The sequence below is a fragment of the Kamptonema formosum PCC 10802 genome (assembly GCF_000332335.1).
Lineage (GTDB): Bacteria > Cyanobacteriota > Cyanobacteriia > Cyanobacteriales > Oscillatoriaceae > Oscillatoria.
In genome coordinates this window covers 3,442,015-3,456,767 of the sequence record NZ_KB235948.1, presented here as the reverse complement: position 1 = coordinate 3,456,767, position 14,753 = coordinate 3,442,015, and the positions used below count along the sequence as shown (strand labels likewise).

The window sequence follows — 14,753 nt, the reverse complement described above, 5'->3', positions numbered from 1 at the left end:
TGCGCTCGGTTGCGAAACCGGCAGCCACAGGCTAGTCTTTCTGGTAAAACGCTTATCGGGAGACTGCCGCCTTGTTACATCGCGCCGCCATACCACTGCTCGCGCTTCTCGTCCTGAGAGCCGGTGCTGCCACCGCTCAGCCCGACTCCAGAGCCCCAGCACCGGCACCGCCTCCGCCGGTCACCGAAATGTTGCCTGAGGATGTGGCGGCTGTCTTGCTGATCAACACCACTGCAAAAGCTTGGGGCAGCTTAAACCGATTTAATCCCCTTCCCATAGAGTTTACCGGCCCGGGAAGACTGCCGCTGCTGCCGCCGGGGATTAATTTCACCGCAGATGTCCAGCCCTGGGTGGGGGAGTGGGCGGCGCTGGCTGTGCTGGGCCCGCCGGCAGACGCCCAAATTCCCTGCTTTGGTGCCTGCACCCTGATGCTAGCAGCCGTCAGAGATGCCGCCGGCATGAAGGCTTTTGTGGCCAAATTGCAAGAAAATCGGGGCGAAGCGCCGGTGGAGCGCGACTATAAGGGGGTCAAAATTTTGGAGTGGGCAGCGCCGCAACCCCTCCCCGACACTGAATCGCCGGAAACTGTCCCAGAGCTCCCGCAAGAAAGTCCGCCCAAACCAGAACCGGCACCCGAGTCGCGCGCCTCTGGAGATTTTGGATTGGGGATTTTGGATTTTGGATTGAAAAGCCGGGCGTCAAGGGGTTTTCAGCCGGCGGACAAGATACTGCCGGTTTCAACTTGGCCTCACCGGCAGCCGGTGGCGGTCAAAAGCCCCTTGCCGGCAGAACCGGCAGAACCGGCAGAACCGGCAGCGCCCAACCCCGGGCCGATGGGCCAGCGGGGTTTAGCGCTGGCGCTCTTGCCTGGATATGTCGCCGCCTCCACCAGCGGCGAAGCCCTAGAACAGTTGATAGACAGGCATTCTGCCGGCAAAAAACCCCTCGCCGAGACTGCCGGTTTCCAGCGCACCTTGGAGCAGCCGCAGTTTTCCGGCTCGCTGTTTGTGGGCTACAGCAATCTGGCAAAAGCAGCCAAACTGAATTTTACACAGCTGTCGGAACTGCCGGGGGGGGTGCCGGTTCCCTTAGCGCCGCTACAGCTGATCGCACCGGCGCTGCAAAAGATAGCAGAAACTTACGACACCCTGCAGGTGCTGGTTGGGGTGCGAGCGGAAGGTTTGCACTCAATGGCTCAAGTTTATTACAAAATTCCCCAGCCCCAGAACGTGCCGGTGGGGACGCCGGATGCGGAGCCCGTGGCCAACCGGCTGCCCGCCGCCACTTACCTGTCTTTCAGCAGCCGCAATCTCAAACAGCAGTGGGATAACATCGTCCGTGCCGGTGGCGAGGAGGCCAAACCTTTGTTTGAAGGGCTGCGCCGGTTCATTCGCAATTTCACCGGCCTGGATCTAGACAGCGATATCCTCCCTTGGATGGATGGCGAGTGCGCCCTGTTTGTGTTTCCTGCCAACCAGGGTTTTTTCCCTTTTCTGGCCGATCAGTTGAAAATTGGACTGGGTTTCACGGTGCGAACCAGCGATCGCCCTGCAGCAGAGAAAGCCCTGGACAAGCTGAACGAGTTTGCCGGCACCTCATCGGGGGGTTCTTTGGCGATTAGCAGCCGCCAGATCGGCGCTCAACCCGTCAGCAGCTGGGAAATTCAGCAGCCTGGAAACGCTCGCAGCATTTTTGCTCACGGCTGGGCGGATGGCAATACCCTTGTCCTGACCACCGGTAGCGGTCCGATGTCCGCGCTCACGCCCCAGCCCAATCCGCCCCTGGGAAAAACTTATATCTTCCAAACTGCTACAGCCAGCTTGCCCTATCCTAATAACGGTAACTTCTACCTCAACTGCGGGGCTGTGCTGTCGTTTGCCTACAGTTTTTTGCCGCTTGACGACAGTTCCGAGTTCATTCGCCTGACCAAGCGGCTGCTGGGAACCCTGCGCAGTCTGAGCGCTGTCACTTCCTCAACGGCTGAAAAACAGCAGGCGGACGTTGTGCTGGTGCTCGCGCCGGTGAGGGAGCCATGAAACATCAGGAGTTCTGAGCTATGAATGATAAGTTATTCCCTCGTTCCCAGCCTCAGGCTGGGAACGCAGTTCCGGAGGCTCTGCCTCCTTTGGCAGACAGCAGCATTATTAGCCTAACAGCTTATGAATGATGAATTATACCAATTGGGGATTTTAGATTTTGGATTTGGGATTTAAAATCCAGACAGCAAGGGGGATCTGTCCTGCGGACAAAATACTGTCTGTCTCCACTTTGTATTCGGACTGGAACTCATCCCTCAAAACTCTCTGCTGCCTTGGGAACCTCACCCCCCAATCCCCTCCCCGCATGCGGGGAGGGGGGGAAGAGAGAGGTCGGTCCCAGGCGCTGCGCTTCACCAGCAACGTTCACCAGCAACGCTCTCAAAACTCATCTCTTACTAACAGTAATGCTTACCGAAATTAAAGATATCGCCTCTACCCTAGCGCCGCGCCTGATTGAGATTCGGCGTCACTTCCACAGCCACCCGGAACTGAGTGGCCAAGAGTACCAAACTGCAGCTTATGTTGCCGGTGTCCTGTCTTCGTGCGGCATCCACGTCCGAGAGGGTGTGGGCAAAACCGGCGTTGTCGGGGAATTGTCTGGTGAGGACACTGACAGCCGCCTGCTGGCTATTCGCACTGATATGGACGCTTTGCCGATTGAGGAGGGCACCGGTTTGGAGTTCGCTTCTCGCAACCAGGGCGTGATGCACGCTTGCGGACATGATATACACGCAACTGTTGGCTTGGGTGCGGCAATGGTGCTGGCTCAGTTGGGTGAGAAACTGCCGGGAACGGTGCGCTTTTTATTTCAGCCGGCAGAGGAAATTGCCCGAGGTGCTGAGTGGATGGTGGGAGATGGGGCGATGGAAAATGTCTCGGCGATTTTGGGGGTTCACGTTTTCCCCTCGATTCCTGCCGGTTCGGTGGGCATCCGCCACGGGGCGCTGACGGCGGCGGCGGACGATCTTGAGATTTTTATTATCGGGGAATCCGGGCACGGGGCGCGCCCCCACGAGGCGATTGACGCGATTTGGATTGCTGCGCAAGTGATTACGACGTTGCAGCAGGCGATTAGCCGCACGCAGAATCCGCTGCGCCCGGTGGTGCTGACGATTGGGCAAATCAGCGGCGGGCGAGCGCCGAATGTGATTGCGGACCGGGTGCGGCTGGTGGGCACTGTGCGATCGCTTCATCCAGAAACGAGTGCCGGTTTGCCTGACTGGATTGAGGGGATTGTTGCTAATGTCTGCAATGCTTATGGAGCTCGCTACGAGGTGAACTACAAGCGGGGCGTGCCTTCGGTGCAAAATGACCCCGCCCTGACTCAGCTGGTGGAGGAGGCGGCTGAGGAGGCTTGGGGGAGCGATCGCGTGCTGATTTTAACGGAACCTTCTCTGGGTGCGGAAGATTTTTCGCTGTATTTGCAGCACGCTCCGGGGATGATGTTTCGTCTGGGGGTTGCCGGTAAGGACCGGCTGAATTATCCGCTGCACCATCCTCTATTTGATGTGGATGAGTCGGCGATTGTTACGGGTGTTGTGACTTTGGCTTATGCAGCTTGGAAGTATTGGCGTATTTGAGATAGGCGTGAGGGGATGAGAGAGGATGGGACAGGCGGGAAGCCGGTCCTGCGCCGGGAGGGGGCAGGCGGGACGCCTGTCCTGCGCCGGGGGTTATACCGAAAGATGGATGACGCGGCACCGGCAATTTGTTAGAGTGCGGATGGTTGCAAAGCGAGAACTGTCTGAATTTATGGCTTCACCAACACCACTCCACGGGCTAGAACTGATCGACTGCGCTAAAGCTAATGCGATGCAGGGAATTGAAACTGCGGCGCAATTGTGTGGTTACGGTGAGGATATTAAGGCTTTTGAGCGGGAGTTACAGGAAGCCGGCGATCGAATCGGAGTTAAAATTAATGAGCTGAGCGATTTGATTACGGCTCAGCAGGTCGTCCGGCAAGCCGGTGGGATTGAGATTGCTCCGGATACGCCGGCAGATTTGTAGGGGGAAAAAACGAGAGCGCTCTCACCCCCTGTTTTTCAAGGGCAGAAGCCCCCCCACCGGCACCAACAAACGTTGCCGGTGGAACTGAAAAAGAGTGCCAACCTATCCCACCACTTCAAACGATTGTCCGAAGAGTTGAAACGAGTGCGGTTTCCCCACGCTCCAGCTTGCATCTGATTTCGGCAAATCGCCGCCCGCCGGTAGCGGCGGCAATTGTGCTAACCAACCCCACAGGGAGGGAGACAGACCTATTTGTTGAACACCGACGGCGCGTTCAGCACCAGTATGCAGAGACGGGACATGCAAACCGTCCAGTCGCATCCCCACCAGTCAAGTTCTAAACTCCATCGTTCGAGTTCTAAACTCCATCGTTCGAGTTCTCAACTCCATCGTTCGAGTTCTGAGGTCCATCGTTTGAGCTCCGAACTCCATCGTTCGAGCTCGGAGCTCCATCAGTCGAGCTCCGAGCTCCATCGTTTGAGCTTTTAGGTGAATCTTCTTGAAAACTCCACTTCTTTCTCCCCCTCCCCGTGAACGGGGAGGGGGTTGGGGGGTGGGGTTCATCCCACTCACCGGCGCACCATTCGCGCCAAGACGTTGCGGGTGATTTGCGCAGCTGCAGGATTGAGGCGGGAGGGGCGCAATTTATCTGCATTATAATCGTCTAACCCCCAACTCCACTGTATGGTGCCGGTGGCAAAAACAGTCGCACCGGCATCCGCCGTATAAACGGTCATGTCGCTGTAGCGAGTTCCCCCCTCATATTCATAAGGTGAGTGACAGACGCGCACGGTATTCGCCGGCGCATTGCCAAACATCCGGTCTACTTCATAGCCCAGAAGTCCGGGCAATTTGTCCCCTGGTTGCAAGCCGGTGCCGGCAAGCAACCAGTCTGGCGCACCGGCATCAATCACCATATCCGCGTTGACCTGAAATGTCTCGTACATCACCCCAATTAAAGCATCTTCCGGGCGATTCACCCGCTTGTCTCGCCACCGCGCTGTAATGCGGTATTTTTCGCTCATGTCGCGAACAAGGGCAAATGGATCTTTACCCGCCATTTCTTTATAGGCAACAATAGTGCGGTTCAAGTCGCCGGTCAGGCGGCTGGGTTCAAATCGGATTTGCCAGTAACAGGTATTGGCACAGAAAAAGCCGAGACTGACGCCTCTGTCGCGGGCGTTTTCCACATTTTGCCGCATCTGCCACGACCAATACTCGTCGTGCCCCACAGAAAGAAAGGCTTTGTGATATAATAGCAGTTTAGGATTGAAATGGGTGTCAATATTCGTGGCGTAGGTGACATCGTAGCCTTCCCGTTCCAGCCACCGCACCATGTTGTATTCCCACGCCGCGCTGGAAGTTCTTCTTTTTGGCTGCAGGTTGGTTAAGAACTCACCGGCACCCATACCGTATGCAGCGTCAGGGTTGGGACTCGCGGCGTAAGGCCGGTTGAAGGAGACTCTGTAAGCTTGTTTGCCTTTGCTGTTCCAGCGGTAAAGGGATTTGCCGCCCCAATTATTATAAGCTTGAAAGGTAGTGACGCTGGATTGGAAGAGGATATCAGACGCCCGCCTGTCATCGCGCACCACAAAGATGATATAACTTTGCTTGCCAGATTTGCCGGCAGTCAGTTTGGCCAAATAAACCCCACTCGCCCAGTCGGTTGGGTCAGCGGGGCTGTCGGGTATAGTGAGAATATAAGGGTCTTTCCAGTCACACTCAATCAGTCCGGAGGCTTGCTCTTCGATGGGGGGCGGCTGTTGCGTGCCGGTGCGAACAATCGGGTCGGTGATGCGGCGCGCGCCGGTGCCATTATACCAGCCGGTGCGGAAAATTTCAATGGTATAATTTGGCTCGCGAGTATTGACAAAAAGCGCAATTTGTGCGCCGCGACTGACGCTGGTGAGGGAGGCGTAGCCTTCGATTTCGCGTTTGGTGGCGGGGTTGGTGAGGTGCCAGCTGGTGGTGCCGGCTTTTTGGTTTTCGGCGGCGGTGGGATTTGCCGGCTTGTTTTGCGAGAGTGCCGGTGGGCGGGAGAGAATGGGGGTAGCGACGCCGAGTAAGAAGGCTTTTAAGAGGGTTCTCCGGGTGGGGTGCATCTGGATTTGTCGCCAAATCAACCCCAAAATTTTAACAGTCCTGCTGTTGAGCTGATCGGCGAGGGTGCGGGAAACGCCGGCAAGGGTGCCGGTGAAGTGCCGGTGTTTCCCTGCAGACGCTGTAATTGCAGCAATTCAGCCCGCCTCTCCAGCCCCTGTTTTGATGCCCTGCTAGCCGGTCAATCCTCTGGTTGAGGGGATCTACTTTTATATCATGTCGGGTTAATTCCCGACAATACCCGGGTTCGCCGGCTGGGGCGACAGTCCTTATACGGCGCAGATATGATGAGGGCTAAAGTCCTCACGGCAAACTTGAGCTGCCCGCTAGTGGATGATAAAAAATGCCATAGCTATTAGGCTGGTCGCTAACGCAAAAACGACAGCGTGTTCCACTCGCCGGCTGATAATTCCTACAACCCCCGCCCCGGCTAACAGCAAGACAAAAACCGCAATTCTTATGGTTGCCTGCGCTTTCCAGTCAATGAGTGTATCTCCGGCGGCTTGAGCGTTAGTTTCTAATAAAACGCTGTAGGTTAGGGCCAGCATAGGTAATCCATCCTTGTGAGAGAACTAAACAAGTATTAGAAGTCGCCTGGAAGCCAGCGGCTGTCTATTATTATAGAACTTTATTGTGCGGTTGCCAAGAGGTTAAAGGCTGATTTATAAAGTAATTTTAAGCCCGTCCCAGTTCCAGAAACCGGGTTTCTTGAAGAAACCCGGTTTCTTCGCTCAAGTACGGCCCAGAAACCCGGTTTCTTAAAGAAACCGGGTTTATCACTGCGTTTCCAGAGGGAACGCGCCCAACGTCTAGAAAGGGAAGCGCCGGCTCAACCCACGCTGCCAGAACTCAAGATTTCGCCTTCTGGGAGTTGCGGTTGAGATTCCTGCTCTTTGCGCTCAGCGCTGAGCGTATCGAGCATTTTTTTTGCGACAACCGCACCGATGACGACTCCACCAATCACGCCAGCAACCTTGACAGCTTGCTTAAGCGTCTCACCACCCCCCAGATGGCGCTGGAAGATTTCGTCTTTTAACCAATCAGCCGTTATTTTGAAGTCATGCAGCGGCGTTGGCAGCAGCTCTAGATAAGTGCCTTGACGGATCAGGTGCCCGATTTCTCCTGTGACTTCAACGCTGTTAAAAATGTTAGCCGCAGCATTTTCTATGCCGAGTTTGATCAGGGTTCCGCGCAGGTTAACCTCAGCCGGCTGAAGTTCGCGCCCTAAAGCCAGCGCTTTCAGGTTGTGAGCGATAGCCGCTCCTTGCTGATAGGCAACCTGGGCGGTAGGGGGCAGCGAATTTCCTTGCACTGCAGCGCAATCTCCGCCGGCAAAAACTTCGGGAAAATCGTGCAGTTGCAGTGTGGGAATGACGAGGAGGCGACCGTGTTTGTCGCGGCGATCTTCCGCAACCGCCAAATCCTTAATCACAGGATGGGTGTTCGTGCCTGCTGTCCAGATTGCAGTGGACGCTGCCAGTGTTTCCTGATTGCCATCGCGCTTGTACTCCACCGCCTCCGGATGGATTGCCGTGACTTCTGCCCCCAGGAGCAACTCCACCGGCACAGCCCGTTTGTGCAATTCCCGCTCGGCAATTTCCCGCAGGTGGCTGTTGATATCGCCTTCCAGGATTTCCTTGCCGTGATTGATCAGCACTATCCGAACTTCTCGCCATTTCCCTCCCAATTGCTGATACCAATTCGGCAGCAAATCCGCTAAGGTCGCGGCCATCTCCACACCGGATGGCCCGCCACCGATTACCGCTACCGTTAGCAACCGGCGGCGCTGCTCTTCATCTGGAAGTTGAGCGGCTCGTTGCAGGCAGTCCCGCAAATGTTTGTCAATGGCAATGGCATCCTCTCGCGTTCGCAAAGGCAAGGCGTACTCCTTCGCCCCCTCAACGCCAAAGTAGCCGGTGACGCTGCCCAAAGCCAGAACTAAATTGCTATAATTATAGCACATTTCCGAAGTTAACTTAACTTCGCGCCGGTGCAGGTCAACCGACTCAACCGAATCTTGAACAAAGATGACACCGCTATCCTTTAGCAGTTCCTTGAAAGGCGGCACCACCTGCTCCGCATCCATCTCGCCACTGCAATATTCGTAGAGTAAAGGCTTGAAGCAAAAGCGCTCCTCCCGGTCAATCAAGATAACCGAGCGGGGATAGTTTTCGTGAGCGAGGTGCAGGGCTGCAAACAGTCCAGTAAAGCCACCGCCGAGAATGACAGTTTGGTAAACGGGGTTCGTCATAATACCGATCTCCTTAACGTTGATATCTAGGGGGGGCAGAAACCGGGTTTCTTCCAGAAACCCGGTTTCTACGCTTATCCAAAATCCAAAATATGTTTCTATGGCTGCCAGAGGTAGAGAAGCGAAAACAGGACAATCCAGATGCCGTCAACGAAGTGCCAGAACACGGAGGCGGCGCTGACGCCGAAGTGACCGGCGCTGTAGTTGCCGGGAATAAAGGAACGGGCAAGCATGAGCAGCTGCAAGAGAATGCCGGCTAGAACATGCAACCCGTGGAAGCCGGTCAGCAGGTAGAATGTCGCGCCGAAAAGCCCAGAAGTCAGCCCAAAAGAGAGGTGGCTCCACTCCATCGCCTGACCGGCCAAGAAAAACGCTCCCAGAACGGATGTAGCCAGCCACAGCCAGCGGAATTTAATCAGGTTGTGGCGCTTGAGGGCGCGTTCGGCAAAGAAAATAACAAAGCTGCTGGAAACCAGCACCACTGTGTTGAGCGCCGGTTTGAACACTTCCAATTTGGGGACACCGGCTGGCAGCCAGTCGGGAGTTGTCAGCCGCAGAGCGATGTAGGTAACAAAAAAACTCAGGAAAACCATACTCTCGGAAAGCAAGAATACGGTAAAGCCAAACATCCCATTCCCGCGCCGCTCGCGAGTTCGCTCCCCGCCGCTTTCCTGGGGTGGGGACTGTCGCAAATTACCCGGACGGACAGAACTTTCCATGACATCCTCCACAAGGCATAAAATTGCAGCTATTCCTGACCGGCAGCGACTGCAGTCGGAGCTCTGGATTTGCCGTAGTCGTAGGGGGGCGAAGTCACCGTGGGAATCTCCTCGAAGTTCTCCACCGGCGGCGGAGAGGAAACCGTCCACTCGAGTCCTGTGGCGTCCCAGGGATTGTCAGTTGCCTTCCTGCCTTGCAGGCAAGAACCGATGATATTGACAATAAACGGCAGCGTGGCTATTCCTAACAGGAACGCCCCCAAGCTAGCGACGATATTCCACCCCTCGTACTGCGGAGCGTAGGAGGAAATCCGGCGCACCATGCCCTGCAAGCCCAGCGGGTGCATGGGCAAGAAGGCGAGGTTAGCACCAATAAAAGTCAGCCAGAAATGCACCTTCCCCCAACCCTCGGCATACATCCGCCCGGTGATTTTGGGGAACCAGTAATAAATAGCGGCGAAGATCGCCATTGTGATAGTATTGAAAACGATATAGTGGAAGTGACCCACTACAAAGTAGGTGTTGTTGACGTGAAGGTTAAACGGCACTGCGCCCAGCATGACGCCGGTGATGCCGCCGAAAACAAACATCAGCACGCCTCCGAGGGCAAACAGCATCGGCGCGTCTAGGTGCAGTTTGCCCTTCCAGAGGGTCGCAGTCCAGGCGAACACCTTGATGCCGGTGGGCACAGCGACCAGCATCGTCGAGAACATGAAAGCCATCCGCATCCAGCCCGGGGTGCCGCTGGCGAACAGGTGGTGCACCCAGACGAAGATGCTGACAGTAGCGATGCCGAAGGAGGCGATCGCTACTGACCGGTAGCCAAACAGGGGTTTGCGGGCGAAGGCGGGGATAACTTCCGAGAAAATGCCGAAGGCGGGCAGCGCCATAACGTACACTGCAGGGTGGGAGTAGAACCAGAACAGGTGCTGGTAGAGAAGGGGGCTGCCGCCTTGAAAGGGTTTGAAGAAGCTCGTGCCCAGCGCCAGGTCGAAAAACAGCAGGATGGCAGCGCCGGTGAGGGAAGGCAGGCAAAACAGCTGCAGCAACTGGGCGCTGAGAACTGTCCAGACGAAGATGGGCATCCGGAAATAGGTCATGCCCGGTGCCCGCATCCGCACGATCGTGGTGACGAAATTGACTCCGCCGAGAATCGAGGAGACGCCCAGCAGGGTGACGCTCAAAAGCCAGATCAATTCGCCATTGAGCAAGTGTCCGGACGGATTCTGGATGCTCACCGGCGGGTAAGACCACCAGCCGGCTTGGGCGGTGCCGTCCGGAAGCAAAAAGCTCGACAGCAGCAGGATGCCCGAAGGCGGCACAATCCAGAAGGCGATCGCATTGAGGAGCGGAAACGCCATATCTCGCGCCCCAATCATTAGCGGCACCAGGTAGTTGGCAAGACCGGCCAGACACGGGATAATCCACAGGAAAATCATCATCGTGCCGTGGATAGTGAACAAGCCGTTGTAAAGGGGGCGACTGACCAGATTTAATTCCGGGGTGAGCAGTTCGGCGCGGATGAGCATTGCCAGCAGCCCGCCAATCAGGAAGAAGACAAAGGTACTTACCAGATACTGGATGCCGATGACTTTGTGATCGGTGCTGAAGCTGAAGTAGCGCCGCCAGCCGGTCGGGGGCTGGCTGTGGGAGCTCTCCGGCTCGCCGGTGCTGGGAATGCTTTCAATCGGGCTGTTTGCCATTTTGGATTTTGTTGGATTTTGGATTTTGGATTTTGGATTTTCCCTCGTTCCCAGGCGGAGCCTGGGAACGCAGCTGTGGGGGCTCTGCCCCCTTTCGACCACAAGCAGATTAAAAAATTAACAGCTTATCTGTCTCAATTTGATATCATTTCTCAGGATTTACGCAGCGATATTTAATAGGGTATGTGGTGGGTTACGAACCGCGCTAACCGGCACTACAGATAGAGGCGCAAGCGCAAGTCCTGATTCCTTTACTTTCCTCCGTTTCAACTGGGGTGATTGACCACCGGCGGTGGGGCCGGCGCGACAGTGGGCCAGCCGCTGCCGGGGGCGCTGTGTGGCTGGCTTTGGTGTTCCGAAAACGCCGGATTGGTTGCTGGCGCTGGTTTGCCGGCTGCAGCGCCGGCGAGCCACTGGCTGTAAGCGGCGGGGGATTCAACGTAAACATCCGCCTCCATCAGGGAGAAGTAAGTGCCGCTGAACTGGGAATCCCTCAGCTGGTATTTGCCGGTGCGCAGCGGCGTCAGAGTAAAGGTAATGGTGCGGTTGGGGATGATGTCCTGCTTGATGCGGAACTCCGGGATATAAAAACCGTGGAGAACATCCTGCGACTGCATCGCCAAGCGAACCGTCTGACTGACCGGCAAATGCAATTCCGTACTGGTGACATTGCCCGGATAGCGGAACAGCCAAGCCCACTGCTGAGCGACAACCTCAATCTGCTCAGCTGCCGGTTTGCCCTCGCTGCGAACTGTTGCCTTTGCGGCGTAAGCGGGTTCGGAGATCGCCGGCAAGTGCAGGTGCACCACCGGCGTCAGACCTTCGATATTTATCTCCTGATAAATTTTGTAGCTTTGGGCAGCTACCCACAGCACCAGCAGCGTCGGGATGGCTGTCCAAAGAATCTCAATTTTGGCATTGCCTCTAGCGGCGGAAGCATCGCTGAAGTCTCCCTCGGGTGCCCGGCAGGTGAGGATTGAGTAGGAAATAAGGCCAGCAATTGAAAAGAAGATGAACGATCCAACCGCCACCAGGAAGCTGAACAGGTCGTCAACCTGTGTCGCTTCTGCTGTTGCCTGACTGGGCATCCAGGAGTGCGCCTGCGCTCCCACCCATTTGCTGGCGACGGTATTCGCCGCCATAAAAACAGCCAGCAGTAAAAGGTTAAAAACTTTCATCATAATAACTTTTTTCTGGCTGAGTTACTTGAGCAGCAAATTGGGGTTTTGGCCTTGCCGCAGCAAGCCGGCTGCAGTATTGTGAATCCCGAAGTCGTCTCCCAGGTGCGCTCCCAGGGTGCCGTGCAGGTACATGACGCCCAGGATGGCAATGCCAGCCAGCAAATAGCCCCACTGCACCTCCCTGGGGGCGTCTTTGCGCCAGCGGTAGCGCTGAAACCCCCTCCAAACGGTCATGCCAACGATCGCTGCCAGCAGTAAAACGCCGCCCAAACCGTGCAATAGCATAGTCGCGCCGGCACCCAACCCCCAAGCGCTCTTGACATTCGCCGGCGGATCTGCCAGCATCAGCTCGAAAAAGCCCGCCGCGACGGTGAAGAAGGTGACAGTCGCACTCGCCAGCAGGTTGTACCAGCCGGCATCATACAAGCCCTCGCGAATGGCGGTGAGCGCCAAAAATTTGAAAATTGGCCGTTCTAAGGGAAAAAGGTTTCCTGCCAGATCGAAGGCGATGGCAGTGATGAACAGCCCCAGGGTGAAGTGCACCAAATTCGGGTGAATTGGAACCTCGTAGGGCAGTCCGTTCGCGCCCAGCTTGAACCCCAATTGCTCCCCCAATTGATGGATGAGTTGCGAGTTCATTGTAACAGCCCCCTTTTCGTCGCTTCCACGACCGGCTCTACATGCAGCCCGTACACCCAAACCAGACGGGTTCCCAGATAGGTTTGGAAAAACACCAGGCAGCTCAAAAACGCTGCTGCGCCGAGGTAAGCCGGCGGGATTTTCACCGGGTTGCGATTGCGAATCGCGAAGCGCCACGCTGTGATGGCGACAAGGATCGCCGAAAGCGACCAGCCAGTAATTGTGTGCAAATCCAGTACCGGCTTGGCCGCTTCGTAGGGTTGCGCCAGCCCCGCTTCAAACTGACCGAAGATGACCGCCAGGAAGATAGCGAGCGCGGCGACAAATAGATTCCAGAAACTCACCTCAAACAGCCGGTGGTTGCGGGTCAGATAGCCCACCGCATCGCAGAAGAAAGAAAAAAATACCAGGGCGATCGCGAAGTGGACGATGATGGCGTGGATGGGGTCTGGGTACGGCAGATTCTGGTTATTGAGAGGCAGGGGCGGCATCGCTTTCTCCTTAGGGTATGCAGGTAGGACGAGCGCTTCTAATCGCTATTTTGCTTGAAATCGGACGGGGGAGAATCTCTCTAAAGAGTGATCTAGCCCTGCGATTTTATTCGCGAACTTGACGCTGCGCCTCTTGCCGCGACATGTCGCCTCTCTCTACATTCGCTCACGGAACCTGAACACCTCGCCTCTTTCTAAAGGTAGAGATAGAGTTGGGGGCTTAACAGCTTTGTGTGAGGGGCTATGACATGAGTTAAACTTGTGTTTTTTGACACGCGAAAGACACAGGTCTGACACAGGAATGACACCCGGTGGCTCACACAATTTAATAGAGCTGCCGGCAAGCACAAGTGTTGAATTCTGTCACAAAACTTTACATTTTAGCTTACATTTATCCTGCCCTGAGTAAAAATGCTTAGCCAGAGAGAAGTCGTTCTATCCAGTGGACATAGCTGATTTCTTGACACATACAACATTGAAGATAGCGGAGTTTATCTAGTAGCGTAGTCCCCCATTCTTTAGGAATATCTACTATCTTTAATATCAGGTAAGCTATCAGCGAAACATAAATTTGTATAGCTATACCATTTACATTTTTAGTAATCAGCTTATCCAACTTAAGGTGCATTTTAAGAAACTTCCATAGCAACTCTATGTGCCACCTATATTTGTAGATTTCCATAAGCTCTTCATCGGAGACTTCGGCCCGCTCCAAATTGGTGGCCAATCTATACTCAGCACGCTTTTCAAGATCGCAAAAGTTAACAACTCTATATATTCCTGAGTCCTTGCCTGTCCCAACTAGAAACTGCCCCTTATTTTCAGAAAATTGAAGTTTGTAGTTGTTAGGTATGCGCAAGACAAAATACTTGTTTGACTGCTGGGCGAGCCGTAAAAATTTTAAACTAGAAAAGCCCCGATCCATTACCCCTACACCGTTTGGGGGCAAACTAGCTAACATCTCTTTTCCATATCTGTAGTCAGAGTCGTATCCAAAATTTATTAAGTTTTCTTCTGGAACTCCTGTGGTTAAATTTAAGGAGCTAACAAGCTTGACTTGGTAGTATTCTTGCAGCCATAGCAATTTACTCGTTAGAGTAATGACAGTTGAATCAATAGGACACAGCTCATATTTTTGAAGGCTTTTTTGACGGCAAATTTCCTCATTAAGTTGTTGATAAAGTCTCAGAAATGGCTCTTGACTTCTGGACGCATTAGCTTTGGAGAAAGTTGAAATATCTAGCTCATAGCCAGTTCCATTTAGTCGCTTGAATATATCTCTCATACTGGTCAAGCTTTTATCCATTGCATAGCTCAACCATATGGACATAAACAAGCGGGTGTTAAGGACAGGATAATCATTTTTAGGCAAAGAAGCCAAACGATTTTGGACAATCTTAGAGAATGAGTTGAGCACAGGTTATTAACAGGATTGATTTGACCGTAGCCCAAATCATAGCACGTTTTGGGCGCTTTTTTTATGTCGAATTGTTAAGATTCAACACTTGTGGCCGGCAAGACAGGTTAAGCTCATCAGTCAAACCCTCTGCTCTAAGTCTGGCAAAGGGTTGAACTGTTGGGGCGAAAGAAGAGAATTAAAGTCGCGCCTTTTGGCGGGCAAGT

Annotated in this window: 13 protein-coding genes; 4 read left to right on the top strand and 9 right to left on the bottom strand. The window is 54.5% G+C overall.

Features of this window, described 5'->3' with window-relative positions; genetic code table 11:
* The first annotated feature begins 71 nt into the window (after positions 1–71).
* From OSC10802_RS0114735 to OSC10802_RS0114725, 3 genes are all read left to right on the top strand, one after another.
* Positions 72–2,036: a DUF3352 domain-containing protein gene (locus tag OSC10802_RS0114735; protein ID WP_017717535.1), complete on the top strand. Its 1,965-nt coding sequence runs from the start codon at positions 72–74 to the stop codon at positions 2,034–2,036.
* Between the two features lie 407 nt (positions 2,037–2,443).
* The gene (locus OSC10802_RS0114730; protein WP_017717534.1) at positions 2,444–3,619 is read left to right on the top strand and encodes a M20 family metallopeptidase; all 1,176 of its coding nucleotides are present in this window, start codon (positions 2,444–2,446) and stop codon (positions 3,617–3,619) included.
* Positions 3,620–3,761: 142 nt separating this feature from the next.
* Complete coding sequence (locus tag OSC10802_RS0114725) at positions 3,762–4,046, top strand: hypothetical protein (RefSeq protein ID WP_445727643.1); 285 nt, start codon at positions 3,762–3,764, stop codon at positions 4,044–4,046.
* Positions 4,047–4,615: 569 nt separating this feature from the next.
* Here OSC10802_RS0114725 and OSC10802_RS0114720 read toward each other — a convergent pair.
* Positions 4,616–6,148 (bottom strand): N,N-dimethylformamidase beta subunit family domain-containing protein, encoded by a 1,533-nt coding sequence (locus OSC10802_RS0114720; protein ID WP_017717532.1) that lies wholly within the window; start codon positions 6,146–6,148, stop codon positions 4,616–4,618.
* Positions 6,149–6,154: 6 nt separating this feature from the next.
* On the opposite strand from OSC10802_RS0114720, the gene OSC10802_RS40225 reads away from it, so the two are divergent.
* Positions 6,155–6,343 carry a hypothetical protein gene (locus OSC10802_RS40225; protein ID WP_155967776.1) on the top strand — a complete coding sequence of 63 codons (189 nt, stop codon included), beginning with the start codon at positions 6,155–6,157 and terminating at the stop codon, positions 6,341–6,343.
* A 129-nt stretch (positions 6,344–6,472) separates the two neighbouring features.
* Here OSC10802_RS40225 and OSC10802_RS0114715 read toward each other — a convergent pair whose 3' ends face one another.
* From OSC10802_RS0114715 to OSC10802_RS0114675, 8 genes are all read right to left on the bottom strand, one after another.
* Entirely contained in the window at positions 6,473–6,694 is a 222-nt protein-coding gene (locus tag OSC10802_RS0114715) for a hypothetical protein (protein ID WP_017717530.1), read from the bottom strand.
* Between the two features lie 281 nt (positions 6,695–6,975).
* Positions 6,976–8,397: an NAD(P)/FAD-dependent oxidoreductase gene (locus tag OSC10802_RS40220; RefSeq protein WP_017717529.1), complete on the bottom strand. Its 1,422-nt coding sequence runs from the start codon at positions 8,395–8,397 to the stop codon at positions 6,976–6,978.
* A gap of 98 nt (positions 8,398–8,495) precedes the next feature.
* Positions 8,496–9,116 carry a cytochrome c oxidase subunit 3 gene (locus OSC10802_RS0114705; protein ID WP_017717528.1) on the bottom strand — a complete coding sequence of 207 codons (621 nt, stop codon included), beginning with the start codon at positions 9,114–9,116 and terminating at the stop codon, positions 8,496–8,498.
* 29 nt (positions 9,117–9,145) lie between these two features.
* The gene (gene ctaD / locus OSC10802_RS0114700; protein WP_017717527.1) at positions 9,146–10,819 is read right to left on the bottom strand and encodes a cytochrome c oxidase subunit I; all 1,674 of its coding nucleotides are present in this window, start codon (positions 10,817–10,819) and stop codon (positions 9,146–9,148) included.
* Positions 10,820–11,085: 266 nt separating this feature from the next.
* Positions 11,086–12,000, bottom strand: a complete 915-nt coding sequence (locus tag OSC10802_RS0114690) for a cytochrome c oxidase subunit II (protein WP_017717525.1) — start codon at positions 11,998–12,000, stop codon at positions 11,086–11,088.
* A 21-nt stretch (positions 12,001–12,021) separates the two neighbouring features.
* Positions 12,022–12,639 (bottom strand): DUF2231 domain-containing protein, encoded by a 618-nt coding sequence (locus OSC10802_RS0114685; protein ID WP_017717524.1) that lies wholly within the window; start codon positions 12,637–12,639, stop codon positions 12,022–12,024.
* Positions 12,636–13,130, bottom strand: coding sequence for a DUF2231 domain-containing protein (locus OSC10802_RS0114680; RefSeq protein ID WP_017717523.1), 495 nt, complete (start codon positions 13,128–13,130; stop codon positions 12,636–12,638). Before OSC10802_RS0114680 ends, OSC10802_RS0114685 begins: the two co-directional genes overlap by 4 nt.
* A gap of 415 nt (positions 13,131–13,545) precedes the next feature.
* Positions 13,546–14,547 (bottom strand): IS4 family transposase, encoded by a 1,002-nt coding sequence (locus tag OSC10802_RS0114675; protein WP_044170133.1) that lies wholly within the window; start codon positions 14,545–14,547, stop codon positions 13,546–13,548.
* Between the last annotated feature and the right edge of the window lie 206 nt (positions 14,548–14,753).